This window comes from Amycolatopsis sp. 3B14, assembly GCF_050958625.1.
GTDB lineage: Bacteria > Actinomycetota > Actinomycetes > Mycobacteriales > Pseudonocardiaceae > Amycolatopsis_E > Amycolatopsis_E thermoflava.
In genome coordinates this window covers 1-25522 of sequence record NZ_JBHZEN010000095.1, presented here as the reverse complement: position 1 = coordinate 25522, position 25522 = coordinate 1, and the positions used below count along the sequence as shown (strand labels likewise).

Here is a 25522-nt window from a genome sequence, read left to right as displayed (position 1 = left end):
CCAACCCCCCCCACCCACCTACACTCCCCAGCCCCCCCCCCCCCCCCCCACCACCCCCCTCTCCCCCTCGGCGATCCCCCCCCCCCGGTGCCCAAGCGCGGTTCGCCCGCCACGACAGCCACCCCGAGCGCCGACACCGCGCCAGGCCGCGAGAAGACCCATGGTCCCCGCCGGGCAGAGCGCCTACCGCTGAGCCGGGGGAACCGCCCGGCTCGGCCGGCGAGCACGCCGGGCTCGCGCAGAGCGCCCTTCGTGCCGCCGCGGGCCGGTCCTGAGCGGCGCAGCACTACGCGCGAGCCGCCAGGAACTCGTCGATCTCCTGGCGGTTAGGCGCAGTGGCCGGGCCGGGGCGGAGCACGGCCATCGCGGCGGCGGCATTCGCCCGATGGGCCGCCATGGCCAGGTCCGCTCCGGCCAGCAGCTCCGCCGCGAGGACTCCGCAGTGCGCGTCGCCCGCGCCGTTGGTGTCCACGGGCTCCACCGGGAAACCCGGGATCGTCCGCACCTCGCCGTTCTCGGCCAGCAGGCAGCCGGCGGGGCCGTCGCGGACGACGACCGTTCCGCCGAGCGCCAACGCGGCCTCCGTCAGCGAGTCCTTTCCGGACAGTTCGCGAGCCTCGGCGGCGTTGCAGCTCAGGATGTCCACGTGCGGCAGCACGAGGTCCAGCGGCAGGTCGGCGGCGAGCGGGCCGGGGTCGAGCAGCACCCGCGCCAGCACGGTCGGCAGCCACGCCGCCAGCGCCGCGCGGTTCGGCGCGTGCGCCAGCGAGTACCCGCTGACGTACACCAAGTCGTCCGCCGCCACCCGCACGTCGTCCAGCCGCCCCGGCGCGAGCATCCCCTCGGCGCCGGTCCCGGTCACGAACGTCCGCTCACCACCGGAATCGACCAAGACCACGCACACCCCGGTGTCCACATCGGACAACGGAGCCTGGGCCACCCCGATTCCCTCCGCCGCCAGCGCCGCCCGGACCGCGTCGCCGAACCGGCCCGTTCCGTGGGCGCCGGCGTAGACCACTTCGGCGCCGGAGCGGGCCGCGGCGGCCATCACGTTGAAGCCGCCACCGGGCGTGAGGTCCATCCCATCCGCCAGCACGTCACCGCCGCGCCGCGGCAGCTCCGGCACCCGCAGCACCAGGTCGACGATCACCTGTCCGGTATGGACGAGCCTGCTCACCGCGACGCCGTCCGCGCACCGCCGAGCAGCCCGTACAGGCCGCCGGCCACGACGAGCGTGATCAGCCAGCCCAGCCCGTTCTGGCCCGGCCAGGTGTTCGCGAACGGCCCGGTGAACCACACGTCCTCGCCGGTGCCCGCGGTGGTGAACAGGTACCCGGTGACGATGCCCGCGGCCCACGCCAGCAGCGCGCGCGGCTCGATGCCGGCCCGGTACCAGTACACGCTGGTGCGGCGCAGGTCCATCAGCCCGGCCGGGTCGTAGTGCCTGCGGCGCAGCATGTCCACGCCGAACACGCCGACCCACGCGGTGATCGGCACCGCGAGCAGGCTGATGAACGCGATGAACGGCCCGTAGAAGTTGTCCGCGACCAGCATGAAGTACGCGGCCCCGGCGAAGGTGACGATCACGTCGACCACCACCGCGTACACCCGCTTGATCCGGATGCCCAAGGTCAGCGTGGTCAGTCCCGCGGAGTACACCGACAGGTGGTTGGACAGCAGGAGCCCGCCGAACGCGGCCAGCAGGTACGGGACCGCCATCCACGCGGGCAGCATCGACCGGATCGCGGCGACCGGGTCGTCGGCCTGCGCGAGCGTGGGGTCGCCCGCGGAGAGCAGGCTGCCAAGGCCGATCAGGAGCACCAGCGGGATCCCCGCGCCCGCCGCGGCGGACAGCACGAGCGACCCGTTGCGCACCGCGGGCGACTGGTAGCGCGACATGTCGGCCGAGGCGTTCGCCCAGCCGATGCCGGTGCCGGCCGCGATCGTCCCGACCCCGGCGATCATCGCGCCCACCGACGCCGGCTCGGCGGCCCCGACCGCGCTCCAGTCGATGGTCGCGACCAGGTTCACCGCGACCACGATGTTGAGCGCGCCGAAGATCCACGTCGCCCAGCGCTGCACGGCGACCAGCACAGCGTGCCCGAGCCCGGACACCACCACGGTGCACGCGACGAACACCGCGATGCAGGCGATGGTCAGCACCGGCGTGGCCTTCGCGTCCGACGCGGTGCCGAACACGATGGCGCACAGGGACAACAGGGCGAACGCGGCGGTCGTGGTGTTGACCGTCTCCCAGCCCAGCCGCGACAGCAGCGACACCACGGTCGGCCCGGCGTTGCCGTGCACGCCGAACACCGCGCGGGACAATGTCAGGCCTGGCGCTCCCCCGCGCCGCCCGGCGATCGACACCGCGCCGACGATCGCGAACGACCCGACCGACCCGATCACCGCGACGATCGCGGCCTGCCAGAACGTCAGCCCCTGGATCGCGACCAGCGTCGCGCCGAGCGGCAGACCGAGGATGGAGATGTTCGCGGCGAACCACACCCAGAACAGCTGCCCGGGCCTGCCGGTGCGTTCGGCCTCGGGGACCGGTTCGATGCCGCGCGTCTCCAGTGCACCCGCGCGGGACTCGACAGCGGTGTCAGTCGCCATGTCACTTCCTTCCACGAATTTCCAGCAGCCCGTCGACGACGGGGCCGAGGTCCAGCCGGTTGACCGTGAGAACGGTGCCGACCGGTCCGGCGGGCAGTCCGGCGAAGCCGTGCTGCGCGCCGAGGATCGCGCCGCACATCGCGGCGACGGTGTCGGTGTCGCCGCCCAGTCCGGCGGCGAGGGTGAGGGCGTCGGCGGGCCGGTCGCCCAGCGCCTGCGCCAGCGCGAGCGCCGCGACCACCGATTCCTGCGCCGCGACCGAGGTGCCGATCACCTGGTAGACGGCGTCAGCGAGGGTCGCGGTGTCCATTCCGGACACCCAGTCGCGAGCCCAGCGGATGCGCGCCGCGATGTCGCCGCCCGCGCTCCAGGCGCCGCGGCCGGCACCGGCGGCAGCCGCCGCCTCGGCGTGGTCGAGCGCTTCGGGCAGGGACGCGCCGTCCACTCCCGCGGAGACGGCCGCCGCGATGGCCGCGGCCGCGGCGATGCCGAGGCTCGAGTTGTGTGTGACCAGACTGGCTTCGGTCACGGCGTCCAGCAGGCGGTCCAGCTCCGGCGGGGTCGCGATCGCCACCGGCGTGATCCGCATGGCGGCGCCGTTCGTGCTGCCCCCGCGCCCGGCCTCGGCCGGGTCGGCGCCCGACTGGAGCAGGTCCAGCGCGCGTTTCGTGGACGGGCCGAGCAGGTCGGCCGAGCCGCGCCGGATCATGTCGGCTTCCCAGTCGAGCAGCGCGCGGGCGAACACCAGCGGGTCGATCCGGCCGTCGCCGTCGATGAGCAGCCGCGCCAGCAGCAGGGCCTGTTCGGTGTCGTCGGTGATGGACCCGGCCGGCATGCCGGGCGCGATCGGCTGGTCCGCCACGGCGTCCACGAGCGTGTCGATCCGCCCGTAGCGGCGGGTGATTTCGGTTCGCGACATCGACTGCGTCGGCATGCCCAGCGCGTCGCCGAGGGCGAGCCCGGCGAACGCGCCGAGCGCCCGGTCCCGCGCGCTCACCGGCGGCCGAACGTGAGGTGGAACTGGAACCGCGCCGGGTCCAGGAGGCTGACGACGTGCTCGACGAGACCACCCGCCGCGTCGGTGCTCGTGCGGACCGCGCGGAGGAACAGCGTGCCTGGCGGCCGTTCCAGCAGCGCCGCGGTCTCCGGGGTCAGCGCCTCGGTGCCGATCCACTGCTCACCACCTTCGGCGCGCAGACCGGCGTCGGCGAGCGTCGCGGTCAGCGAGCCGCGCACCAGGCCTCGCTCCGGCAGCCCGGCGAGCGCGCCGGTGCCCGGGACGAGCGCGACTTCCAGCGACACCGGGCCGGCGGCCTGGTCGCGGCGCAACCGGCGGATCGAGACGAACGACTCGACCCCGAAGCGCTCGGCGAGGGCGTCGTCGCGGACGTGCTCGATCGCCAGCAGGTCGGTGGTGATCTCGAACCCGGACCGGGCGAGCGCGGTGGCCCAGCCGACGGCCTGGTCCAGCTCGACGCCGTCGAAGGTGACGAACGAACCGACACCGCTCTCCGTCGCGATCAGCTCGCGCCGCTGCAGTTCGGACAGGGCGCTGCGGACCGTGCCCCGGCTGACCTGGTACCGCTGCGCCAGCTGGTGCTCCCCGGGCAACCGCTCACCGCGCGCCAGCCTGCCCGTCCGGATCTGCTCGGCGAGATCGGTGACCAGGCGGTGCCGCTTGGAAAAACCGACCTGTTCAGTCCTGTCCATACCTGTACATTACCCCGGACAGGTGACGGAACGCGAGCCCACCCGAATGGCGGCGGCACGCTGACCCGCCCGGAGCTATGAACTACCCATGCGCCGCAGCATGTTCGTCCTCCTGGTCGCCGCCTGCACGTTGCTCGCCTCGACGCTCACCGCGTCCGCGCAACCCCGCTACCGGCACTACGTCGCGCTCGGCGACTCCTACACGGCGGGCCCACTGATCCCGCTGCAGCGCGTGGACCCCGTCGGCTGCCTCCGCTCGACCGGGAACTACCCGTCGCTGCTGGCGATCGCCTTGCGGGTCGGCGCGTTCACCGACGTCTCGTGCAGCGGCGCGGACACCCACGACATGGTCGCCCCGCAGGACGTTGTCCTCGGCCCGAACCCACCGCAACTGGACGCCCTGCGCCCGGACACCGACCTGGTCACGCTCGGCATCGGCGGCAACGACTACGGCGTTTTCGGCACGATCATCGACACCTGCCCGGGCCTGCGCGCCTCCGATCCCACCGGCAACCCCTGCGAGCGCCACTTCACCGTCGACGGCGTCGACACCATCAAGGCCCGGCTGCCGCAGACGCAGGCGAACGTCACCGCCGTGCTCGGCGAGATCCACGACCGTGCCCCGGAGGCCGAGGTGCTGGTGATCGGCTACCCGCGCATCGCGCCGCCGTCGGGCACCTGCCCGGACGTGCTGCCCTTCGCCGACGGCGACTACCCGTGGCTCAACAGCGTGGAGGAAGAACTCAACGCGGCGTTGGAAAAGGCGGTCGCGGACGACGGTGACGCGTCCTATGTGGACACTTTCGGGCCGTCACTGGGCCACGACGCGTGCGCCCCGCCGGGGCAGGCGTGGATCAACGGCAAGGACCTCAAGCCGTGGGCCGCGAACTACCACCCTTTCTTCACCGGGATGCAGGGCGTCGCCGCGGTGACGTACGCGCAACTACGCGATTGACCGCTCGAACCCGAGGTGGTTCGGCAGCTGCCAGGTCATCGACACCGTGGTGCCCTCGTCGGTCGCCATGACCTCTACGTGCCCGGCGAGCCCGCGGATGAGCCGGAGCCCGCGGCCGTCGGACATCGAGCGCCCCGGCGGCGGTGTCTTCCAGCGACCGCGGTCGATGACGGTGACGGCGATCAGGTCGTGGTCCCGGCTCGCGTGCAGTTCGACCGGGCCGTCCGTGCCCTCCGGGTAGGCGTGGGTCACCGAGTTCGTCAGCGCCTCGTAGCCGGCGAGACCGATCGCGTGCGCGAGGTGACCCGGGAGGTCGAGGTCCTGCGCCCAGCGCACGAGCTCGTACCGCAGCGCCGTGATGTCACGGGGCGAAGCGGGCCAGCGGCAGTGCAGGCTGGTCTCGGTGCACCCCGACGGCCTGGGAGTCCTGTCCATCGGTCTTCCCCACTCGAACACCTACAGGTTCGTCCATCTTCACACCTCCGAGTGAACCGCTGAAGGGTCCTTGTGCCCTTCCCTGGCAATTGCACTGATTTGCCGTTTCCAACGCCGACCGGTGGCGGAACCGTTCGCGCCGCACCCCCGTCACAGCTCCGGTTCGTGATCAACTGGGAGCGGTGACGTGTCGTACAAGGTGACGGGTGTTCTGGCGGCGGCCTGTGCGGTCGTGGTGCTCGCCGGATGTGGTTCCGACGGCGGGCGAGCGGCTGCGCCGCCCGTGTCCAGCAGCTCGGCGCCGTCCGCGCCGCGGGAACCGCTTCCGGCCGAGTTCGACGCCGCCCGCGGCTGGTCGATCAGCGCGGACCAGGACGTCGAGTTCGCGCACCCGACCGGCGCGCCGGAAGCCCGCCTCTTGCTGGTGCGGGCGAGCGGGCCGGACGGGGTGCACGTGGTCGCGCACGACGCCGTCACCGGGGCGGTCCGGTGGCGCAGCGTGCCGGTGCCGGAACCGGAGGGCGACCTGGACTCCACCGTGTTCGTGACCAGCGACGGCGGGCGCGAGTACGCGGTGCTGGCCACCACCGGCACGGGCGAGGACAACGGCGTCGACAAGCCCGCGCGGAGCACGCACCTCTACGTGTACGGCACGGACTCGTCCGGCACGGCGGTCACGCCCGAACGGGACGTCAGTCTGCCCGTCAGGTCCGGCGACTACTGGGCGCAATCCGACGGCCGCGTGTTCCTGGAGAACGGCGACACGGTGACCGTGGTGCGCGTCGCGGACGGCAGCATGACCAGCTACCCGGAGGACGACGCCGGGCTGCGCCCGCCGAAGGAGTGCCCGCACGCCATCGGATCGTGCGCCGACCGGATGGCCGTGGTCGCGGCGACCGCGAGCGGGCCGCTGGTGCAGGGCTTCCAGTCGTTCTGGGTACCGGGCGCGTGGATCAGCGACGACGTCAAGCCGGCAGGCGCGAGCTCGAACGAGGGTTTCCGCAACGTCGAGGTCGTCGGTTCCCCCGACGGGCAGTCGGTCCTCGTCGGCTGGCCGACCGAGGACCCCACCGAGTGGTTGTGGGCGCTGCACGACGCCGCCACCGGGCAGGTTCGCGGCTCCGTGAAGTGCGACCTCGACGGCGCGACCGCCCGCGGTCCGTCCGGCCTCGAACCGGTGGTCTCCGGCCACTACCTGCTCGCCGGTCGCGTCGCGTTCGACCTGTCGACCGGGCAGGGCCGCTGCTTCGCCGAGACTTCGGACCGGCGCGCGATCGAGCTGACGGCGATCGGCGGCGACACCGCCTACGGCACCGCGGGCAGCGACGACACGCCGGTGAGCGTGTCCCTGAGCACCGGCAAGGCGACGCCGCTGCCCGACGGCACCAAGGTCCCGGACGGCGTCGCGGCCGGCTCGGCGTACCTGGGCACGGCCACCAACGGCGGCGAGCGCATCCTCGTCTACCCGCCCGCCTAGAGTGAGCCGATGACCAGGGGTGATCTGGGGCCGCCCAGCCTGAACGCGGACGAGAAGACGACGCTCGTGACCTTCCTCGATTACCTGCGGGAATCGATCATCGCGAAGGCAGACGGCTTGCCGGACGAGGCAGCGCGCACCGCCGGGGTCCCGTCCGGCACGAGCCTGCTGCGGCTCGTGAAGCACCTGATCGCGGTCGAGCACAACTGGTTCGTGTGGGCCTACGCGGGCGAAGAGGTCGAGCTGTGGGACGACGAAGCGTTCCCCGGGCCCGCGGACACCGCCGAAACGCTGTTCGCCGAGTACCGCGCGATGGTCGAACGCTGCGACGCGATCATCGCCGCCTGCCCGGATCTGGACCGCCCGGGCGTGCGATCGCTGCGGAAGACCGAGCCGCCGTCGATGCGCTGGCTGCTCGTGCACATGATCGAGGAGACCGCGCGGCACGCCGGGCACGCCGACATCCTGCGCGAACAGGCCGACGGCTCCGTCGGCCGGTGACGGCTCCGGGACGCGCGCCTCGGTGAGTGTCCTGCAGGCGCGGTACGGCGGCTCCGCCCTGCGCGACCTCGGCCCCATCCCGAGTGGGGCGCGGCCGACTACGTGCGGACCGTCCGGCGGCAGGTTCCCGCGGAGTTCGACGCCGGATTGGCGGTTCGCCACCTCGCCTGGATCGGAGCTGCGGTGCCGGACTCCACCTTCACCCTCCGCACGCTGGACTCCACCCTCCGGTTGCCGAAATCCTCGACAGCATCACCTGAACCCACGACCGGACGGCGCCGGGACGGGCGCGGGGCCCGTCCCGGACCGCGCGCTCAGGCCGTGGGCAGCGAACCCAGGCGCGCGGTGAGCCGCTCGATGTCGGCTGCCGCCGCGTCCCGGCGCACCTTGATCTTCTCGACCACGTCGGCGGGCGCCTTGTCCAGGAACGCCTGGTTGCCGAGCTTGCCCTCGGTCTGCTTGAGCTCCTTCTGCGCCGCGGCCAGGTCCTTCTCCAGCCGCTTGCGCTCGGCCGCCACGTCGACCGCGCCGGACAGGTCCAGCTCGACGTGCACGTTCCCGCTGGACAGGCTCACCTCGACCGAGGCGGACGCCGTGAAACCGTCCTCCGGGGCGGTCAGCCGCGCCAGCGCACGCACCGCTTCCTCGTGCGCGGACACGTCGGCGAAGCCCGCGCCGTTGACGTGCGCCGCCACGCGCTGGCCCGGCTTGAGGCCCTGGTCCGACCGGAACCGGCGGATCTCGGTGATCAGCTTCTGCACGTCGGCGATGCGGGCGTCGGCCGCCGCGTCGGCGTAGGAGCCGTCCGCCTTCGGCCAGTCGGCGATGACGACCGACTCGCCGCCGGTCAGCGCCCGCCACAGCTTCTCGGTGATGAACGGGATCACCGGGTGCAGCAGCCGCAACACCGTGTCGAACACGTGCCCCAGCACCGCGCGCGTGCTGTCGGCCCGCTCACCGGCGATCTGGACCTTCGCCAGCTCCAGGTACCAGTCGCACAGCTCGTCCCAGGTGAAGTGGTAGAGCCGGTCGACGGCCTTGGCGAACTGGAAGTCCTCCAGCAGTTCGTCCACTTCGGACACGGTGCTCGCGAGGCGGCCGAGGATCCAGCGGTCGGCCTCGGTCAGCTCCGCGGCGGGCGGCAGCGGCGTCGCCACGGTGGCGCCGTTCATCAACGCGAACTTGGTGGCGTTCCACAGCTTCGTGCAGAAGTTGCGCGACCCGGCGGCCCACTCCTCGGCCAGCGCCATGTCCGAACCGGGGTTCGCGCCGCGGGCCAGCGTGAACCGGGTGGCGTCCGCGCCGTAGCTGTCCATCCAGTCCAGCGGGTCGATGACGTTGCCGCGCGACTTCGACATCTTCTTGCCCTGCGCGTCGCGGATCAGGCCGTGCAGGTAGACGTGGTCGAACGGCTGGACGTCGCCGCCGCCGTACAGGCCGAACATCATCATCCGGGCGACCCAGAAGAACAGGATGTCGTAGCCGGTGGACAGGACGCTGGTCGGGTAGAACTTCGCCAGGTCCGGCGTCTCCTCCGGCCAGCCGAGCGTCGACAGCGGCCACAGGCCCGAGGAGAACCAGGTGTCCAGGACGTCCGGGTCCTGCGTCCAGCCCTCGCCGGACGGCGGCTGCTCGTCCGGCCCGACGCACACCGTCTCGCCGTTCGGCCCGTACCAGACCGGGATGCGGTGGCCCCACCACAACTGGCGCGAGATCGTCCAGTCGTGCATGTTGTCGACCCAGTCGAAGTAGCGCTTCTCCAGCTCCGGCGGGTGGATCTTGGTGCGGCCGTCGCGGACCGCGTCGCCGGCCGCGCGGGCCAGCGGCTCGACCTTGACCCACCACTGCAGCGACAGCCGCGGCTCGACGACCGTGTCGCACCGCGAGCAGTGCCCGACGGCGTGCAGGTACGGGCGCTTCTCCGCGACGATCCGGCCCTGCTCGCGCAGCGCCGCGACGATCGCAGGGCGCGCCTCGAACCGGTCGAGCCCCTGGAACGGGCCGGGCACGGTGATCGTGGCGCGCTCGTCCATGATCGTCGGCATCGGCAGGTCGTGGCGGCGGCCGATCTCGAAGTCGTTCGGGTCGTGCGCCGGGGTGACCTTGACGGCGCCGGTGCCGAACTCGGGGTCGACGTGCTCGTCGGCGATGACCGGGATGCGGCGGCCGGTCAGCGGCAGCTCGACCTCGGTGCCGACCAGGTGCTTGTACCGCTCGTCGTCCGGGTGGACGGCGACCGCGGTGTCACCCAGCATCGTCTCGGCACGGGTGGTGGCCACGACGATCGAGTTTTCGCCGTCGCCGTAACGGATGGAGACGAGCTCGCCCTCGTCCTCGGAGTGCTCGACCTCGATGTCCGACAGCGCGGTGAGGCACCGCGGGCACCAGTTGATGATGCGCTCGGCGCGGTAGATCAGGCCGTCGTCGTAGAGGCGCTTGAACATGGTCTGGACGGCGCGGGACAGGCCCTCGTCCATGGTGAAGCGCTCACGCGACCAGTCGACGCCGTCGCCGAGGCGGCGCATCTGGCCGAGGATCTTGCCGCCGTACTCGGCCTTCCAGTCCCAGACGCGCTCGACGAACTTCTCGCGGCCGAGGTCGTGGCGCGACTTGCCGGACTTGGCCAGCTCGCGTTCGACGACGTTCTGGGTCGCGATGCCGGCGTGGTCCATGCCCGGCAGCCAGAGGACCTCGTAGCCCTGCATGCGGCGGCGGCGCGTCATCACGTCCATCAGGGTGTGGTTGAGCGCATGCCCCATGTGCAGGCTGCCGGTCACGTTCGGCGGCGGCAGCACGATGGTGAACGGAGGCTTGTCCGACCCGGCGTCGGCCGTGAAGTAGCCCGCGTCTACCCACCGCTGGTAGAGGGCGGCTTCTTCGTCGGCCGGGTTCCACGCGGCCGGGAGGGCGGGCTGCTGGTCAGGGGCGTTCTCCGTCACAACCGGTAAGTGTACGAACCTGCTAATCAGCGCCGCATCCGCATTGCCTCCGGGGCCGGTGACGATCTTGGGCCGGGGGCTGCGGGTCCGAAATGGACGGCTTCGCACACACCCTGGACGACGCGCGGCCGGCGCCCTGGCGGCCGAGAACGGCCCTGGTGACGGCAGTCACACCGGCCCTCGCGCGGCCGGCTTCATGGTGCGCCGGGGCGACCCTGATCGCACCGTTGTTTGCGGATCGGTCTCAGGACGCGCGCACCCCGTAACGATCTCCGCAGCCGGTCGATCAGAAGGCGAGATCGAACCGGAAGGCAGGTCCGAAGTGGACGACTACGACATCGCGCAGCACCCGGATCTGCGGGACCCCGACTGGCAGCGGCGCGCGGTGAAGCAGGCGCGGGCCGGCGTGCGCCGCCAGCGCCGGACGGGCAAGCGGCTCGCCTGGACCGGCGTGTCGCTGGTCGTCGTGGCCGGGGCGGTGTTCGGGCTTGTCCAGTGGGGCCGCTCGACGTCCGCCCACTACGACGGCAGCGCGCCCCCACCGGCCGAAATGCGCCCGACGGCGCCGAGCGTGCTGCCCGACATCGCACGGGTGAACCTGGAGCGCCCGTTCGACGGCACTCCCGCCGAGACGTGGAGCGAGTCGGTGGACGGGCTGCTGGCCCCGCCGCCCGCTCCGGTCGGTGGGTTCTCCGCCGGCGAGGTCACTGCGGCAGTCGGCCAGGTTCGGGAGGTCATCCGGGCGGGTAGGCTCGACCGGCGCACCATCGAGGGTCGCGACGGGTCGCTGCTGCTGAACCTGCTGGCCCCGAACGCCCGACGCGAGTTCGCCAAGGCCATCAACGACCGCACGGAGGACTTCCGGTCCGTGGTCAGCTTCGCCGAAGACGGCTACCGGCTGCTCCCGGCAGGCCCGCGGATCGCGGGCACCATCACCGCGGCCCCGGGAGACGAAGCGAACAGGCTGGCCCTGCACGCGGACTACTCGGTCGCCTACGCGTTCGACCCCGGCAGCTACGCGCCGATCATGAGCCCCGCCGACATCGACGTGTTCATCCGCTACGAGGTGGACTTCGAACTGGTCCGGGGCTCCTCCTTCCAGAAGAACGACCGCGGTCTGTGGGTGACGACGACCCGGGGGATCGTCTACTCGATGGCCTGCGGGCCGGCCAAGCGGGGCTACCTCGCACCGGCCTACAGCGAGCCCGGTCCCGTCACGCAGGACACCTCGGGCTTCGACGAGGCGGCGATGTACGACGTGACCAAGCCGATGCCGGAGTTCACCGGCGGCTGCGAGTAACCACTTCGACAGCCCAGACTCAACAGTCTAGGCTGTCTATATGACCCGGGTACCGAACGACGCTGCGCGTCTCGCCGGTGCGGTGCGCGCCGTCGTCGGGCAGTTGCACCGCCGGTTGCGCCAGGTGGACAACGCGGGCGTCCTGACGCCCTCGCAGTCGGCCGTGCTCGCGCGGCTGCACCGGGACGGCCCGGCCACGCAGGCGCAGCTCGCGGCGGCGGAGCACGTCCGGCAGCAGTCCATGGCGGCCACGCTGGGCGCGCTGGACGAGCTGGGCTACCTCAGCCGCACCCGCGACCCGCGCGACGGGCGGCGCGTGCTCGTCGCCCTGTCGGACCTGGGCGAGAAGACCGTGCGGGGCGTGCACCAGCACCGCGAGGAGTGGCTGGCGCGCGCCCTGACCGACGACCTCACCGCCGAGGAGCGCCGCAAGATCGACGAAGCGCTGCCCCTGCTCGCGAGGCTGGCGCAGCGATGAGGAAGTGGTGACCACGTCCCAGCGGACGACACAGCTCACGCGAACCGCCTACCCGCCGCGCATGGTCCTCCCCCTGGTGGCCAGCGCGGTGCTCAACCCCGTCAACTCCACCCTGATCGCCGTGGCGCTGGTGCCCATCGGCCAGGCGTTCGGCGCCGGGCCAGGGGAAACCGCCTGGCTGATCACCTCGCTGTACCTGGCCACGGCCGTCGGGCAACCCGTCGTCGGGCTGTTCGTCGACCGGTTCGGCGCGCGGCGCGTGCTGCTGGCCGGCTCGGTGACCGTGTTCGCCGCCGGCGTCGGCGGCCTGCTCGCGTTCTCGCTGGGCTGGCTGGTCGCGGTCCGGGTCGTGCTCGGCATCGGCACCTGCGCCGGCTTCCCCGCCGCGATGGCGGTGCTGCGCAAACGCGCCGACGCCACCGGCGGCGGCGTGCCGAGCCGCGTCCTGTCGGTCCTCGCGATGTCGTCGCAGACCGTCATGGTCATCGGCCCGACGCTGGGCGGCGCGCTGATCGGGCTGGCCGGCTGGCCGGCGATCTTCGCGGTCAACATCCCGCTCGCCGCGGTCGCGTTCGTGCTCGCGCTCGTCTGGGTGCCCAAGGACCCGCCGCGCGCCGGACGGCGCGAGCCGATCGACGTGGCCGGAATCGCCCTGTTCTCCGCGACCCTGCTCGCGGTGCTCCTCTACGTGATGGCGCCGGCGGTGTCCGACCTGTACCTGCTCGGCGTCGCGCTGGTACTGGGCGCCCTGTTCGTCCGGGTCGAGCTGCACGCCGAGCGTCCGTTCGTCGACCTGCGGATGCTGGCGGGCAACCGCCCGCTCCTGCGTACCTACCTGCGCCAGGCGCTGGCGTTCCTCATCGTCTACTCGATCATGTTCGGCTACGTCCAGTGGCTCGAATCCGCGCGCGGGCTCACCGAATCGACGGCGGGCGCGCTGCTGACCCCGATGTCGGTGGCCGCCGTGCTGGCCGCGGCGTCGGCGGGCAAGCCGGCGCGGCTCAAGGGGCGGCTGGTCGTCAACTCGCTGGCGCTGCTCGCCGGGTCGGTGCTGCTGCTGTTCGTGCACGACGGCACGTGGATCGGCGCGCTCGTGGTGCTCGCCGCGGTGTTCGGGCTGGGCCAGGGCCTGACGAGCGTGACCAACCAGACCGTCCTCTACGGCCAGGTGCCGCCGGAGGTGATGGGCACCGCGAGCGGTCTGTTCCGCACGGCGCAGTACCTCGGCGCGATCGGGTCGTCGACGCTGATCGCGCTGTGCTTCGGCGACCACGCCACCTCGCACGGCCTGCACGAACTGGCCGCGGCGCTCATCGTGATCGGCGCCGTGCTATTCACGGTCACGGTGACCGACCGGCAACTCGGTACTCGCGCGAACGCAGGCGCTGACGCAAGATAGTGGACGTGACACGCAACGCTCCTCGCGCCGACATCGACGAAGCCGCCCTCGAAGTGCACAAGCCCAAGGAGTGGGCGGCGGGCATCCCGGGAGTGGCGGTGTCGCTCCTGCGTGGTGTCGAGCAGATGGGCGCCGGCCGCACGGTGAAGACCCTCCGCCTGCTCAACCAGCGCGACGGTTTCGACTGCCCCGGCTGCGCCTGGCCCGAACCGCGCGCGGAGGACGGTGAGCACCGCAAGCTCGCCGAGTTCTGCGAGAACGGTGCGAAGGCGGTCGCCGAGGAGGCCACGAAGCGGCGCGTCGGGCGGGAGTTCTTCGCCCAGCACCCGGTCGAGGAGCTGCACGGCCGCACCGACTACTGGCTCGGGCAGCAGGGCAGGCTCACCGAGCCGGTGGTGCTGCGCGAGGGCGGCACGCACTACGAGCCGATCTCCTGGGACGAGGCGTTCCGGCTGATCGCGGGCAAGCTCAAGGAGCTGGACAGCCCGGACGAGGCGATCTTCTACACCTCCGGCCGCACCAGCAACGAGGCCGCGTTCCTGTACCAGCTGCTGGTGCGCTCGTTCGGCACGAACAACCTGCCGGACTGCAGCAACATGTGCCACGAGTCCTCCGGCGCGGCGCTGTCGGAGGCCTACGGCATCGGCAAGGGCTCGGTGAGCCTCGCCGACATCCACCACGCCGACCTGATCGTCGTCGTCGGCCAGAACCCGGGCACCAACCACCCGCGCATGCTGTCCGCGCTGGAAGAGGCCAAGGGCCGCGGCGCGAAGGTGATCGCGGTGAACCCGCTGCCCGAAGCCGGGCTGATGCGGTTCAAGAACCCGCAGAACCCGCGCGGCGTGGTCGGCAAGGGCACGCCGCTGGCCGACGAGTTCGCGCAGATCCGCCTGGGCGGCGACCTCGCGTTCTTCCAGGCGGTCGGGCACCTTCTGCTGTCCTGGGAGGAGGCGGCGCCGGGCACGATCGTGGACCGCGAGTTCGTCGAGTCCTCGACGCACGGCTTCGACGACTGGGCCAAGAACCTGCGCGAGATCGACTGGGCGGCGATCGACGAGGCCACCGGCCTGGACCGCGACCAGATCGAGCGGATCGCGCGGATGATCGCGGCGTCCGAGCGTACCGTCTACTGCTGGGCGATGGGTGTCACGCAGCACCGGCACGCGGTCGCGACGATCCAGGAGATCAGCAACCTGGCGTTCGCGCGCGGCATGATCGGCAAGCCGGGCGCGGGCCTGTGCCCGGTGCGCGGGCACTCCAACGTGCAGGGCGACCGCACGATGGGTGTCTGGGAGAAGATGCCCGAGTCGTTCCTGAGCAGGCTGGAGGACGAGTTCGGCATCCCGGTGCCGCGCAAGCACGGGCTCGACACCGTGGACTCGATCCGCGCGATGCGCGACGGCCGCGGCAAGGTGTTCATCGGCATGGGCGGCAACTTCGCTGCCGCCACCCCGGATTCCGGGCTGACCGAGCGCGCGCTGCGGTCGTGCGAGCTGACCGTGCACGTGTCGACGAAGCTGAACCGGTCGCACGTGGTGCCCGGCCGGACCGCGCTGATCCTGCCCACGCTGGGCCGCACCGAGCGGGATGAGCAGGCCGCGGGCGAGCAGTTCGTCACGGTCGAGGACTCGATGTCGTGCGTGCACGTTTCGCGCGGGCGGCTGAAGCCCGCGAGCGAGCACCTGCTCTCCGAGGTGGCGATCATCTGCCGGCTCGCGACCGAGCTGTTCGGCGCGGACCACGCCGTGCCGTGGCGGGACTTCGAGGGGAACTACGACCTGATCCGCGACCGGATCGCGCAGGTCGTGCCGGGTTGCGAGGACTACAACGCGAAGGTGCGGCAGCCGGACGGGTTCGTCCTGCCACACCCGCCGCGCGACTCGCGGTCGTTCCGCACCTCGACGGGCAAGGCGAACTTCACGACCAGCGAGCTGGAGTTCCCGCGCGTGCCGTCGGGCCGGCTGCTGCTGCAGACACTGCGCAGCCACGACCAGTACAACACCACGATCTACGGCCTGTCCGACCGCTACCGCGGCATCGAGGACGCGCGCCGCGTGGTGCTGGTCAACGCCGCCGACCTGGCGGAGCTGGGCTTCGCCGACGGCCAGCTGGTCGACCTGGTGTCGGAGTGGGAGGACGGCAGCGAGCGGCGGGCGGAGCACTTCCGGGTCGTGGCGTACCCGACGGCCCGCGGGTGCGCGGCGGCCTACTTCCCGGAGGCCAACGCGCTGGTCCCGCTGGACTCGGTGGCGAAGAAGTCCAACACGCCGGTCTCGAAGGCGATCGTGCTCCGCCTGGAGCCCGCGTCCTAGAGGACGGTGTTGCCGTACATCTCGCCGAGCGGGTCGGCGATGAGCTCGATGCGCGCGCCGTCGGGGTCGCGGAAGTAGACCGAGACGTCGCTGTGCACCGCGTGCTCGACGCCGGCCTCGGCGAGCTTGGCGACCAGCCGCTGCCACCGCTCGGGGTCGACCGAGATGGCGATGTGGTGCAGCCCGCCGAGCACCTCGGCGTACGGGCCCACATCCAGGCCAGGGAAGTCGAAGAACGCCAGCAGGTTCCCGTTGCCGATGTCGAAGAAGAAGTGCGACGACCCGGGGTAGTCGCGGTTCTCGATCAGCTCGGTGAGCGGGAACTCCAGCAGGTCCTGGTAGAACCGGACGGTCCGCTCGACGTCGCTGCTGATCAGCGCCGTGTGGTGAAGGCCGCGGGCGGACGACGCCGGCCGCTCCCCCACCGGCTTGAGGTGGGCGTCGCGGATGCGGTCGCGCTCGCGGCGGACCGCGTCGAGGTCGACGGAGGTCATGGCTGGCGTTCCTTTCTCGCGGCGGAGGTGGTGTGCCCGGCTTACCCGCCGGGCACCACCGGCATCCGCGTCAGGCGGTCTTGATCGCGGAGACCTCGAACTCGAGGGTGACCTTGTCGCTCACCAGGACGCCGCCGGTCTCCAGCGCCGCGTTCCAGGTGACGCCGAAGTCCTTGCGGTTGATGGTGGTCGAGCCCTCGAAGCCGATCCGGGTGTTGCCGAACGGGTCCTGGGCGGTGCCCTCGAACTCGAACGGGACCGTGACGGACTTCGTGATGCCCCTGATCGTCAGGTCGCCGGTGACGTCGAAGCTCGCGTCGCCGGTCTGCCGGATCGAGGTGGAGACGAAGGTGATCTCCGGGTGCTCGTCCATCGACAGGAAGTCGTTGCTGCGCAGGTGGGCGTCGCGGTCGGCGTTGCGGGTGTCGATGCTGTTCGCCTTGATGGCGACCGTCACCGACGACTTGGCCGGGTCGTCACCGTCGATGTGGGCGGTGCCGGTGAACTCGTTGAACGCGCCGCGCACCTTGGTGACCATCGCGTGGCGGGCGACGAAGCCGATCCGCGTGTGGGTCGGGTCCAGGGTGTACTCGCCGGTCAGGTTCGCGTAGCCGGTCTGGGTGGTCATTGCGGGTTCCTCCCGTGAAGGTCTGGTTGATTTGTCATCGACACAGTGACACAACTTGGATGACGCGTCAACTATTCCCGCTATACTCGATGGCATGACCCGATGGCTCGATGACGGTGAACAGCAGGCGTGGCGCGCGTACGTGAAGATGCAGAGCCACCTCAACGCCGCGCTGGGCCGCCGGATGCAGGCGGACTCGCAGCTGTCGCTGCCCGACTTCGAGGTGCTGGTCCAGCTCACGGACACGCCGGAGGGCCGGGTGCGGGTCTTCGAGCTGGCCAGGGCACTGGACTGGGAGAAGAGCAGGCTGTCGCACCACCTGCGGCGCATGCAGAAGCGCGGCCTGGTGGCGCGCGAGGAGTGCCCGGACGACGCGCGCGGCGCGTTCATCGTGCTGACCCGCGAGGGCCGGGAGGCGATCGAGCAGGCCGCGCCGCACCACGTGGACACGGTGCGCGAGCTGGTGTTCGACGTGCTCACGCGCGAACAGGTGGACGCCCTCCGGGCGATCTCCGAGCAGATCCTGCGGGTGGTCCGCCCGGAGGACTGTCCTCAGGACCGCAGGTAGGAGGCGCCGTTGAGGTCGAGGATGGCGCCGGAGGCCCACTCGGCCTCGGCGGAGGCGAGGTAGACCACCGCGGCGGCGATCTCCGGCGGCTCCGCGACCCGGCCGAACGGGGACTGGGCCCGCAACGCGTCGCCCCGCTCACCGGTCAGCCAGTCCGCGACCCGCTCGGTCGCGATGAACCCGGGCGCGACCGTGCTCACCGCGATGCCGTGCGGCGCGAGGTGCACGGCGAGCGACTGGCCCAGTGAGTGCAGGGCCGCCTTCGTCGCGCCGTACGCGGGGTGGTCCGGCTCGCCGCGGAAAGCGCCGCGCGAGCCGACGTTGACCACGCGTCCGCGCGCGCCGCGGCCGATCATGTGCCTGGCGACGCAGAACGTGACGTCGGCCGCGCCGAGGAGGTTCACCTCGACCGACTGCCGCCAGACCTCCCGCCAGTGCTCGAAGGTCGTCTCGGCGAGCGGGTGCGCGGTCTCGGTGGTGGTCACCACGGCGGCGTTGTTGACCAGGACGTCGACCCCGCCGAGCGCGTCTTCGGCGGCGTCGGCGATGCGCTGGGCCTCCCGGATGTCGCCCTGCACCAGGGCGTGCCCGTCGCCGGGCAGCGCCGCCAGGGTGGCTTCCGCCGCGGCCTGGTTGGAGTTGTAGTGCACCGCGACACGGTCGCCGCGCTCGGCGAAGGCCGTGGCGATCGCGCGGCCGAGGCCCGCCGACGCGCCGGTGACGAGGACGCCGCGGCTCACTTGGCGAACAGCTGGGACTCGTCGCGGAAAGCCTTGAACTCCAGCGCGTTGCCCGCCGGGTCGTGCAGGAACATGGTCCACTGCTCCCCCGGCTCGCCCGCGAATCGCTGGTAGGGCTCGATGACGAACTGCGTGCCCGCGTCCTTGAGGCGGCCGGCGAGCTCGTGGAAGGCGTCGACGGTCAGGACCAGGCCGAAGTGCGGCACCGGGACGTCGTGGCCGTCGACCGGGTTGCGGCCCGCCTCGTTGCGCGCGCCCTCGACGACGTGGGTGACCACCTGGTGGCCGTGGAAGTTCCAGTCCACCCACTTGGTGTCGGAGCGGCCTTCGGACAGCCCGAGCACCCCGCCGTAGAACTCCCGGGCGCGGCCGAGGTCGTCGACCGGGATCGCGAGGTGGAACGCGGGGCGGGTCATGGTGCCTCCTTCATCGTCGGTGGCTCCAGCTTGACCCGGACGATGTCAGAATGTCAACATTAGGACATGCAGCCCGCCCGGCGGCGTGGTCTGGCCGAGGAGGCCGCCGACCGCATCCGCGACGAGATCCTGTCCGGCCGGTTCGCGCCCGGCAGCGCACTGCGCGAGGTCGAGCTGGCCGCGTCACTGCAGGTCAGCCGCGGGTCGGTACGCGAGGGGCTGGCGATCCTGGAGCGCGAGGGGCTGGTGCACAGCGAGTGGCACCGGGGCACGCGGATCATCGAGCTGAGCGAGACCGACATCACCGAGGTCTACGAGGTGCGCGCGGCGCTGGACCGGCTGGCGACGCTGACCGCGGCCGAGCGGGGCCGGGAAGGGCAGTTCGACGAGCTCGACCGGCTGGTGGCGGCGATGGACCGGGAGGCACGCGGCCCGGCGGACGGCGACCGGCTGGTGGCGCTGGACATCGAGTTCCACGACTGCGTGTACGCGATGGCGGGCAACGGCAGGCTGACCAACGCGTGGGAGGCCGTGCGGTCGCAGGTGCACCTGTTCCAGGCCCACCGGGTGCGGCTCTCGCACGAGCACTACCGCACGCGCGTGGTGGACGAGCACCGCGAGCTGGCGACACTGCTGCGCGCGCGGCGGGTCGAGGGGCTGGGCGACCTGGCGGAGGAACACGTGCGCTCCGCGAGCCGGGGGTTGATCGAGAGCCTGCGCGAACTGCATCGCTGACGGGCCCTGGGCCAGGCACGCGCCGCTGCCAACGCGCTACAACCACTGGGAAGGTCGCGCCAGTCTCGCCGGCGCCCCACCGAGCGCTTGTGTGAACCGACTCGCCGCGAGGGCCAGGCGTGCGCGACCAGCCGGGTCTCATCCAGGGCCTGCGCGGGCTGCACCGCTGAGCGCGCTCGCCGGCGGCTCAGCGAGAGCTTGCCCGAACCGGCCCGCTGAGGACCTCGACCAGGCTCGCGTACCGGGCGCGTTCCTCGTCCGTCAAGGCACTGAACCGCTCCCCCACCAGTTCCGCGAACCGCTGCCTGATCTGTTCGCGCAGCTCCTCGCCCGCGGGGGTCAGCACGACGCGACTGACGCGCCGGTCCTTCTCGTCGGGCTCCCGCGCGAGCAGGCCGCGCTTCTCCAGCCGGTCGACCATCCCGGTCACGTTCGTCTTGTCGCACCCCAGCAGCGTCGCCAGCTCCCCGAACGACGGGCGCCGCGCCAGGCCGCACAGCACCTGGGTCTGCTGGCTGGTCAAGTCGAAGTCGCGGGCGATTCCCGCGTAGAGCACCGCCGCTTCGCGGTGCAGCGCGGCGACCGCCGCGGCCAAGCCCTCCATGCCCCCAGCATAGTTGACATGCTCCACCAATTAGTCGAGTATCTCGACTATCGATCATCTGGAGGAATGGTGCTGACGGACAGGGTGGCCCTCGTGACGGGCGGATCGCGGGGCATCGGGCGGGGCATCGCCGAGCGGCTGGGCGCGGAAGGCGCCCGGGTGGTGGTGAACTACCGCACCGACGCGGACGCGGCGGCCAAGGTGGTCGCCACCATCGACAACGCGGGCGGGCAGGCCGTGGCCGTCCAGGCCGACGTCGCGGACCCGGCGCAGGTCGTGGCGCTGTTCGACGCCGTCGAGTCGGCCTTCGGCGGCCTCGACATCCTGGTCGGCAACGCGGGGATCGCCCGGTTCGCCCCGCTCGCCGAGGCGAGCGACGAGGACTTCGAGCGGGTCTTCGCCACGAACACCCGCTCGACGTTCGTCGCCCTGCGCGAGGCCGCGAAGAGGTTGCGCGACGGCGGCCGGATCGTCGTGATTTCCAGCGGCGCCACGGTCACCGCACGCCCGAACGGCGGTGTGTACGCGGCCAGCAAGGCGGCTGCCGAGCAGCTCGTGCGCGCCGCCGCGAAGGAGCTCGGGTCGCGCGGGATCACGGCCAATAGCGTGCTGCCCGGCGCGACCCGCAGCGACGCGCTGGAAGCCGGGATGGACGCCGAACGCCTCGCGGCGACCGCGGCCCAGACGCCGCTGGGGCGCCTCGGCGAGCCGTCGGACATCGCGTCGATCGTGGCGTTCCTCGCCTCCGCCGACGGCGGCTGGATCACCGGGCAGACGATCCACGCCGGCGGCGGGCTGTTCTAGCCGCCGAACAGCTTGACGACCTTGAGGATCAGTTCGTAGAGGCCGTAGAGGAACGGCACGCCCACCCACAGCCAGGCCAGCGTCATCAACCAGACCCGGCGGCGCGCGGGGACCTGCTCCGGCGTGCTCATTTCGCCTCCTCGCGCGCGACGTCCGCGCTCTCCGGTTCGTGGTACTTCGCGCTCACCGGGCGCACCAGCTCGTTGGCGATGAAGCCGATCACCAGCAGCGCGATCATGATGTAGAACGACGTGGTGTAGAGGTCCGGGCCCTGCTTGCCCGCCCGCTTCTGGCTGTCGGCGATCGCGTTGACGATCAGCGGGCCGAGCACACCGGCGGCCGACCACGCGGTGAGCAGGCGGCCGTGGATCGCGCCGACCTGGTAGGTGCCGAACATGTCCTTCAGGTACGCCGGGATCGTGGCGAAACCCGCGCCGTAGAAGGACAGGATCACCATCGCCGCGAGGATGAAGACCACTTTGGACGAGTTGCCGACGAGGGCGATCACCAGGTACAGCAGGGCGCCGACGCCGAGGTACATGCGGTAGATGTTCTTCCGGCCGATGAAGTCCGAAGTGGACGACCAGACGAACCGGCCGAGCATGTTGGTCAGCGACAGCAGCGCGACGAAACCGGCGGCCGCGGTCGCGCCGACCGGGACCGACGTGCCGCGGAAGAAGTCAGTGATCATCGGCGACGCCTTCTCCAGGATGCCGATGCCCGCGGTGACGTTGAAGCACAGCACGACCCACAGGCACCAGAACTGGGGCGTCTTGATGGCGTTGGCGGCCGACACGTTCGCCGTGGTGATCATCGACCGGGCCTTCGCGGCCGTCGGCTCCCAGCCCTTGGGCTTCCAGCCCTCCGCGGGCACCCGCACCAGGAACACCCCGAGCGACATGAACACCGCGTAGACGACGCCGTGGATCAGGAACGAGGTGCCGATGCCGCTGGGCGTCGACCCGAACGACTCGAGCATCTGGCTCGACCACGGCGAGGCGATCAGCGCCCCGCCGCCGAAGCCCATGATCGCGATGCCGGTGGCCATGCCCGGCCGGTCCGGGAACCACTTGATGAGCGTCGACACCGGCGAGATGTAGCCGATGCCGAGCCCGACGCCGCCGATGAGCCCGTAGCCGAGCACCACCAGCCAGTACTGGGAGGTGAACGCGCCGAGCGCGGACACCAGGAAACCGGTGGAGAAGCAGGTCATCGACACGAACATCGCCCAGCGCGGCCCGTTGCGCTCGACCAGCGTGCCGCCGAAGGCCGCGGACAGCCCGAGCATGACGATGCCGAGCTGGAACGGCAGCGCGCTCAGCGTCCCGGACAGGCCCAGCGCCTTCTCCAGCGGCGGTTTGAACACGCTCCACGCGTACGCCTGGCCGATCGCGAGGTGCACCGACAGGGCCGCGGGCGGGATCAGCCACCGGCTCCAGTCCGGGGGCGCGATGCTGTGCGAACGGTCGAGGAAAGTGACGGCCACGGCGGGCTCCCCTACGCTGGTGATTGAGCCTGCAATTTCTTACTAGATGCGCGACGGCACGGCAAGCTCTTGTCGTCGATGAGTGGAATGGAGTGCCCGATGGGGCGCGTGACGGTGCGACGTCCGGTGCGGAAGCTGACGGAGGGCGGGCAGACGCGACGCGCCGACCTGCTGGCGGCCGAGGAGCCGCTGGAGCTGCGGGTCGGCGGCAAGGCACTGGCCGTCACCATGCGCACTCCCGGGCACGACGTCGAGCTGGCGCACGGCTTCCTGCTGTCCGAGGGTGTCATCGCCTCGCGGGACGACGTGTTCACGGCCCGGTACTGCGACGGCGTCGACGACCAGGGGCGCAACACCTACAACGTCCTGGACCTCGCCCTGGCCGAGGGCGTCGCGCCGCCGGAGACGGGTGTGGAGCGCAACTTCTACACGACCTCCTCGTGCGGGGTGTGCGGCAAGGCGGCGCTGGACGCGGTGAAGCTCAAGACCCGCTTCGCGCCCGGGGAGTCGACTTTCGCCGTGAGCACGGAGGTGCTCGCGGGGCTGCCGGAAACGCTGCGCAAGCAGCAGCGCGTGTTCGCCAGCACCGGCGGCCTGCACGCGGCCGGGTTGTTCCGGGCGGACGGGTCGCTGCTGGCCGTGCGGGAGGACGTGGGCAGGCACAACGCGGTCGACAAGGTGCTGGGCTGGGCGCTGCTGGAAGGCCGGGTCCCGTTGTCGGACTGCGGGCTGCTGGTGTCCGGGCGGGCGTCGTTCGAGCTGGTGCAGAAGGCCGCGATGGCCGGGGTCCCGTTCCTCGCGGCGGTGTCCGCGCCGTCGTCGCTGGCGGTGGAGCTGGCCGAGGAGAACGGCATGACGCTGGTCGGGTTCCTGCGCGGCACCAGCATGAACCTCTACACCGGCGACCAGCGCGTACTGGAGCCGGCAGCGGTGTGAGCGCTCAGATCCGGGGCATGACCTCGGCGGCCAGGCGTTCCATCTGCTCGGCCTGGTCGGCGAACGGGGTGAACAGGATCAGCTCGGCCCCCGCGGCGGCGACCTCCTGCACCCCGGCCACGCACTCGTCGGGCGTGCCTGCCACCGCGACCGCCTCGAGGCCGCGTTTGCCGTAGATCTCGGCGAGACCGTCGGCGACGCGGCGGCGGGCGGCGTCCCCGTCGTCGTCCACCGCGATGTACACGCGCTTGGCGACCTGGAAGTCCTCGCGCCCGGCTTCGGCCAGCACCTCGCGCAGCGTCTTGACCTGCTCGGCGAAGGCCGCGGTGGTCGAGGAACCGGCGCCGAAGAACCCGTCGCCGTGCTTCACCGCCCGCTTGAGGGCGTTCGGGTGGCTGCCACCGAACCACAGCGGCGGGCCGGGCTTCTGAAACGGCTTCGGCTGCATCGAGGCGCCCTCGAGCTGCCAGAAGCGGCCGTCGAAGTCGACCACGTCCTCGGTCCACAGGGCCTTGACCAGGCGGATCCCCTCGGTGAACCGGGCGACGTGCGCCTCGCCGTCGAGGCCGAACGCGGCGAACGGCCGGTTGCGGCCGCCGCTGCCGACGCCGACCTCCAGGCGGCCGCGGCTGAGCTGGTCGAGCGTGGCGAGGCTCTTGGCCAGGTGCGCCGGGATGTGCAGCGGGGTGACGTACACGGCGCAGCCGAGGCGCAGGCGCTCGGCGCAGGCGAACGCGTAGGCCATGGTCTCGTTCGCCGAAAGGTGCGGGGCCGTGCCGAGGACCTGCTCCTGGGTCCAGCCGCTCTCGAAGCCGAGCTCCTCGGCGCGCCGCACGTACGAGCGGAAGGCGGCGTGGTCGAACGTGCCGTCGGCCACGAACTGGGGAATCGAGATCGCGAACCGCATGGGCACGACATTAGTCCTGTCGATGTATCGGTTGCGGAACTTCCCACGACATGGGTGACGGACTGATGTTCAATGGCGCCGGGAGGCCAGGTGGACGAGGACGAAGCGACTGAACCGCGCAGGCGGCCCAGCCGCCGCTCGGTGCTGATCGCCGGCGCTTCGGGCCTGGGTATCGCCGCGGTCGCCGCCGGGACGGCGACCGGGGTGCTGCCGGTGAGCGAGGCGTTGCAGCGGGCGCTGGGTGTGGCGTCGTCGTCGCCCGCGTCGCAGATCGGGGTCGCGAAGGTCGAGCGGGTGTGGTCGCGGTACCGGAACCGGATGGTCGATCTGGTCATCCTGCTGCCGTCGAAGTCGCCGCCGCGGAACCTGCCGGTGTCGCTGCTGCTGCACGGCCTGCACGGGCGGGCACGGACGGCGGCCCCGACCGGGACGCTCGCCGAGCTGGCCAGCCAGGTCGCCCGCAAGCGGGTCCAGCCGTACGGTTTCGTCGCGGTCGACGGCGGCGACAACTACTGGCACGAAAACGTGCCCCGCGACGATCCGATGGGCATGCTGCTGGAGGAGGTGCCGCAGTGGCTGCGGGAACGCGGCCTCGGCGGCGTGGACGGGATGCCGTTCGCCTGCACCGGCATGTCGATGGGCGGGTTCGGGGCCCTGCTGTACGCCCGCCGCCGGGCGGAGCGCCGCCAGCCGGTGGGTGCGCTGGCCCTGCTGGCGCCGGCGCTCATCCTGTCGTGGACGGAGATGGCGAAGCGACACACCTTCCGCGACGAAGCCGACTGGGCGTCGATGGACCCGCTACGCCACCTCGAGGCGACGGCGGGCATCCCAACCGCCCTGTGGTGCGGCACGGAAGACGCGTTCATCCACGGCGCCCGGCGCTTCATCGCGGCCGTGAAGCCCGAAATCGGCTACACCGCGCGAGGCAAGCACGGCGACTCGTTCAACCGCACGGTGGTGCCGAGCATGGTGAGCTTCCTAGGCCGCCACCGCCCAAGCGCGTAGCGCCGGTTCTCTGAAGAACAAAAGGTAGCTGGGTGGTCATCCCGTCGCCTGACACCGGACGATCACCTTGAGCCAGG

26 protein-coding genes are annotated in these 25522 nt (G+C 71.7%); 12 read left to right on the top strand and 14 right to left on the bottom strand.

The window, feature by feature from the left end:
• Positions 1-286 precede the first annotated feature (286 nt).
• Genes ACCP09_RS37555 through ACCP09_RS37540 form a run of 4 tightly spaced genes read right to left on the bottom strand, consistent with a single transcriptional unit; the run spans position 287 to position 4326 of the window.
• On the bottom strand, positions 287-1177 hold the full coding sequence (locus tag ACCP09_RS37555; RefSeq protein WP_433753702.1) for a PfkB family carbohydrate kinase: 891 nt from the start codon (positions 1175-1177) through the stop codon (positions 287-289).
• Entirely contained in the window at positions 1174-2616 is a 1443-nt protein-coding gene (locus tag ACCP09_RS37550; RefSeq protein ID WP_027931671.1) for a purine-cytosine permease family protein, read from the bottom strand. Before ACCP09_RS37550 ends, ACCP09_RS37555 begins: the two co-directional genes overlap by 4 nt.
• 1 nt (position 2617) lies before the next feature.
• A complete protein-coding gene (locus tag ACCP09_RS37545; RefSeq protein ID WP_433753699.1) occupies positions 2618-3613 on the bottom strand; it encodes an ADP-ribosylglycohydrolase family protein in 996 nt (331 codons plus the stop codon).
• A complete protein-coding gene (locus ACCP09_RS37540) occupies positions 3610-4326 on the bottom strand; it encodes a GntR family transcriptional regulator (RefSeq protein WP_027931673.1) in 717 nt (238 codons plus the stop codon). Before ACCP09_RS37540 ends, ACCP09_RS37545 begins: the two co-directional genes overlap by 4 nt.
• An 88-nt stretch (positions 4327-4414) precedes the next feature.
• On the opposite strand from ACCP09_RS37540, the gene ACCP09_RS37535 reads away from it, so the two are divergent.
• A complete protein-coding gene (locus ACCP09_RS37535; protein WP_433753697.1) occupies positions 4415-5281 on the top strand; it encodes a GDSL-type esterase/lipase family protein in 867 nt (288 codons plus the stop codon).
• Here ACCP09_RS37535 and ACCP09_RS37530 read toward each other — a convergent pair.
• Positions 5270-5716 carry an ATP-binding protein gene (locus ACCP09_RS37530; protein ID WP_027931675.1) on the bottom strand — a complete coding sequence of 149 codons (447 nt, stop codon included), beginning with the start codon at positions 5714-5716 and terminating at the stop codon, positions 5270-5272. The two genes, ACCP09_RS37535 and ACCP09_RS37530, sit on opposite strands and share 12 nt — an antisense overlap.
• A 187-nt stretch (positions 5717-5903) precedes the next feature.
• On the opposite strand from ACCP09_RS37530, the gene ACCP09_RS37525 reads away from it, so the two are divergent.
• Both ACCP09_RS37525 and ACCP09_RS37520 read left to right on the top strand, forming a co-directional pair.
• Positions 5904-7193, top strand: a complete 1290-nt coding sequence (locus tag ACCP09_RS37525) for a hypothetical protein (RefSeq protein WP_433753694.1) — start codon at positions 5904-5906, stop codon at positions 7191-7193.
• A 9-nt stretch (positions 7194-7202) separates the two neighbouring features.
• Entirely contained in the window at positions 7203-7694 is a 492-nt protein-coding gene (locus ACCP09_RS37520) for a DinB family protein (protein WP_433753693.1), read from the top strand.
• 314 nt (positions 7695-8008) lie between these two features.
• Here ACCP09_RS37520 and ACCP09_RS37515 read toward each other — a convergent pair whose 3' ends face one another.
• Positions 8009-10633 carry a valine--tRNA ligase gene (locus tag ACCP09_RS37515; protein ID WP_433753691.1) on the bottom strand — a complete coding sequence of 875 codons (2625 nt, stop codon included), beginning with the start codon at positions 10631-10633 and terminating at the stop codon, positions 8009-8011.
• A gap of 322 nt (positions 10634-10955) precedes the next feature.
• On the opposite strand from ACCP09_RS37515, the gene ACCP09_RS37510 reads away from it, so the two are divergent.
• The 4 genes from ACCP09_RS37510 (at position 10956) to ACCP09_RS37495 (ending at position 16122) form a co-directional block, all read left to right on the top strand.
• Positions 10956-11933 (top strand): hypothetical protein, encoded by a 978-nt coding sequence (locus ACCP09_RS37510; protein ID WP_433753689.1) that lies wholly within the window; start codon positions 10956-10958, stop codon positions 11931-11933.
• A 40-nt stretch (positions 11934-11973) separates the two neighbouring features.
• Entirely contained in the window at positions 11974-12411 is a 438-nt protein-coding gene (locus tag ACCP09_RS37505; protein ID WP_433753687.1) for a MarR family winged helix-turn-helix transcriptional regulator, read from the top strand.
• 61 nt (positions 12412-12472) lie between these two features.
• On the top strand, positions 12473-13810 hold the full coding sequence (locus ACCP09_RS37500; RefSeq protein WP_433753685.1) for an MFS transporter: 1338 nt from the start codon (positions 12473-12475) through the stop codon (positions 13808-13810).
• A gap of 5 nt (positions 13811-13815) precedes the next feature.
• Positions 13816-16122, top strand: a complete 2307-nt coding sequence (locus ACCP09_RS37495) for an FdhF/YdeP family oxidoreductase (protein WP_433753683.1) — start codon at positions 13816-13818, stop codon at positions 16120-16122.
• Here ACCP09_RS37495 and ACCP09_RS37490 read toward each other — a convergent pair.
• Positions 16119-16616 carry a VOC family protein gene (locus tag ACCP09_RS37490; RefSeq protein WP_017987701.1) on the bottom strand — a complete coding sequence of 166 codons (498 nt, stop codon included), beginning with the start codon at positions 16614-16616 and terminating at the stop codon, positions 16119-16121. The two genes, ACCP09_RS37495 and ACCP09_RS37490, sit on opposite strands and share 4 nt — an antisense overlap.
• 70 nt (positions 16617-16686) lie before the next feature.
• Entirely contained in the window at positions 16687-17244 is a 558-nt protein-coding gene (locus ACCP09_RS37485; protein WP_433753681.1) for a YceI family protein, read from the bottom strand.
• 94 nt (positions 17245-17338) lie between these two features.
• Between ACCP09_RS37485 and ACCP09_RS37480 the strand changes: the two genes are divergently transcribed.
• Positions 17339-17812, top strand: coding sequence for a MarR family winged helix-turn-helix transcriptional regulator (locus ACCP09_RS37480; RefSeq protein WP_017987699.1), 474 nt, complete (start codon positions 17339-17341; stop codon positions 17810-17812).
• On the opposite strand, the gene ACCP09_RS37475 is transcribed toward ACCP09_RS37480, so the two are convergent.
• Both ACCP09_RS37475 and ACCP09_RS37470 read right to left on the bottom strand, forming a co-directional pair.
• Positions 17797-18552 (bottom strand): SDR family NAD(P)-dependent oxidoreductase, encoded by a 756-nt coding sequence (locus ACCP09_RS37475; RefSeq protein ID WP_123683388.1) that lies wholly within the window; start codon positions 18550-18552, stop codon positions 17797-17799. The two genes, ACCP09_RS37480 and ACCP09_RS37475, sit on opposite strands and share 16 nt — an antisense overlap.
• Entirely contained in the window at positions 18549-18968 is a 420-nt protein-coding gene (locus ACCP09_RS37470; RefSeq protein ID WP_027931685.1) for a VOC family protein, read from the bottom strand. Before ACCP09_RS37470 ends, ACCP09_RS37475 begins: the two co-directional genes overlap by 4 nt.
• Before the next feature lie 66 nt (positions 18969-19034).
• On the opposite strand from ACCP09_RS37470, the gene ACCP09_RS37465 reads away from it, so the two are divergent.
• Positions 19035-19703, top strand: a complete 669-nt coding sequence (locus tag ACCP09_RS37465; protein WP_378332797.1) for a GntR family transcriptional regulator — start codon at positions 19035-19037, stop codon at positions 19701-19703.
• Positions 19704-19890: 187 nt separating this feature from the next.
• On the opposite strand, the gene ACCP09_RS37460 is transcribed toward ACCP09_RS37465, so the two are convergent.
• A complete protein-coding gene (locus tag ACCP09_RS37460) occupies positions 19891-20307 on the bottom strand; it encodes a MarR family winged helix-turn-helix transcriptional regulator (protein ID WP_027931687.1) in 417 nt (138 codons plus the stop codon).
• A 93-nt stretch (positions 20308-20400) separates the two neighbouring features.
• Between ACCP09_RS37460 and ACCP09_RS37455 the strand changes: the two genes are divergently transcribed.
• Positions 20401-21111: an SDR family oxidoreductase gene (locus ACCP09_RS37455; protein ID WP_433753677.1), complete on the top strand. Its 711-nt coding sequence runs from the start codon at positions 20401-20403 to the stop codon at positions 21109-21111.
• Here the strand turns inward: ACCP09_RS37455 and ACCP09_RS37450 are convergent.
• Both ACCP09_RS37450 and ACCP09_RS37445 read right to left on the bottom strand, forming a co-directional pair.
• Complete coding sequence (locus ACCP09_RS37450) at positions 21108-21242, bottom strand: MFS transporter small subunit (protein WP_017987694.1); 135 nt, start codon at positions 21240-21242, stop codon at positions 21108-21110. The two genes, ACCP09_RS37455 and ACCP09_RS37450, sit on opposite strands and share 4 nt — an antisense overlap.
• Positions 21239-22597, bottom strand: a complete 1359-nt coding sequence (locus ACCP09_RS37445) for an L-lactate MFS transporter (protein WP_027931689.1) — start codon at positions 22595-22597, stop codon at positions 21239-21241. Before ACCP09_RS37445 ends, ACCP09_RS37450 begins: the two co-directional genes overlap by 4 nt.
• A 99-nt stretch (positions 22598-22696) precedes the next feature.
• Here ACCP09_RS37445 and fdhD point away from each other — a divergent pair, with 99 nt between their 5' ends.
• Positions 22697-23533, top strand: a complete 837-nt coding sequence (gene fdhD, locus ACCP09_RS37440) for a formate dehydrogenase accessory sulfurtransferase FdhD (RefSeq protein ID WP_027931690.1) — start codon at positions 22697-22699, stop codon at positions 23531-23533.
• A gap of 4 nt (positions 23534-23537) precedes the next feature.
• Here the strand turns inward: fdhD and ACCP09_RS37435 are convergent, their stop codons facing one another.
• Positions 23538-24440 carry an LLM class flavin-dependent oxidoreductase gene (locus tag ACCP09_RS37435; protein WP_433753674.1) on the bottom strand — a complete coding sequence of 301 codons (903 nt, stop codon included), beginning with the start codon at positions 24438-24440 and terminating at the stop codon, positions 23538-23540.
• Positions 24441-24512: 72 nt separating this feature from the next.
• Here ACCP09_RS37435 and ACCP09_RS37430 point away from each other — a divergent pair, with 72 nt between their 5' ends.
• A complete protein-coding gene (locus tag ACCP09_RS37430) occupies positions 24513-25445 on the top strand; it encodes an alpha/beta hydrolase (protein WP_433753671.1) in 933 nt (310 codons plus the stop codon).
• Positions 25446-25522: the final 77 nt, after the last annotated feature.

Bases quoted from the DNA above. Each gene is read 5' to 3' on its own strand.
- ACCP09_RS37465 (WP_378332797.1), top strand. From the start codon at position 19,035: ATGCAGCCCGCCCGGCGGCGTGGTCTGGCCGAGGAGGCCGCCGACCGC.
- ACCP09_RS37430 (WP_433753671.1), top strand. From the start codon at position 24,513: ATGGCGCCGGGAGGCCAGGTGGACGAGGACGAAGCGACTGAACCGCGC.
- ACCP09_RS37505 (WP_433753687.1), top strand. From the start codon at position 11,974: ATGACCCGGGTACCGAACGACGCTGCGCGTCTCGCCGGTGCGGTGCGC.
- ACCP09_RS37450 (WP_017987694.1), bottom strand. From the start codon at position 21,242: ATGAGCACGCCGGAGCAGGTCCCCGCGCGCCGCCGGGTCTGGTTGATG.
- ACCP09_RS37520 (WP_433753693.1), top strand. From the start codon at position 7,203: ATGACCAGGGGTGATCTGGGGCCGCCCAGCCTGAACGCGGACGAGAAG.
- ACCP09_RS37480 (WP_017987699.1), top strand. From the start codon at position 17,339: ATGACCCGATGGCTCGATGACGGTGAACAGCAGGCGTGGCGCGCGTAC.
- ACCP09_RS37550 (WP_027931671.1), bottom strand. From the start codon at position 2,616: ATGGCGACTGACACCGCTGTCGAGTCCCGCGCGGGTGCACTGGAGACG.
- ACCP09_RS37500 (WP_433753685.1), top strand. From the start codon at position 12,473: ATGGTCCTCCCCCTGGTGGCCAGCGCGGTGCTCAACCCCGTCAACTCC.
- ACCP09_RS37540 (WP_027931673.1), bottom strand. From the start codon at position 4,326: ATGGACAGGACTGAACAGGTCGGTTTTTCCAAGCGGCACCGCCTGGTC.
- ACCP09_RS37535 (WP_433753697.1), top strand. From the start codon at position 4,415: ATGCGCCGCAGCATGTTCGTCCTCCTGGTCGCCGCCTGCACGTTGCTC.
- ACCP09_RS37460 (WP_027931687.1), bottom strand. From the start codon at position 20,307: ATGGAGGGCTTGGCCGCGGCGGTCGCCGCGCTGCACCGCGAAGCGGCG.
- ACCP09_RS37435 (WP_433753674.1), bottom strand. From the start codon at position 24,440: ATGCGGTTCGCGATCTCGATTCCCCAGTTCGTGGCCGACGGCACGTTC.
- ACCP09_RS37470 (WP_027931685.1), bottom strand. From the start codon at position 18,968: ATGACCCGCCCCGCGTTCCACCTCGCGATCCCGGTCGACGACCTCGGC.
- ACCP09_RS37530 (WP_027931675.1), bottom strand. From the start codon at position 5,716: ATGGACAGGACTCCCAGGCCGTCGGGGTGCACCGAGACCAGCCTGCAC.
- ACCP09_RS37490 (WP_017987701.1), bottom strand. From the start codon at position 16,616: ATGACCTCCGTCGACCTCGACGCGGTCCGCCGCGAGCGCGACCGCATC.
- ACCP09_RS37485 (WP_433753681.1), bottom strand. From the start codon at position 17,244: ATGACCACCCAGACCGGCTACGCGAACCTGACCGGCGAGTACACCCTG.
- fdhD (WP_027931690.1), top strand. From the start codon at position 22,697: ATGGGGCGCGTGACGGTGCGACGTCCGGTGCGGAAGCTGACGGAGGGC.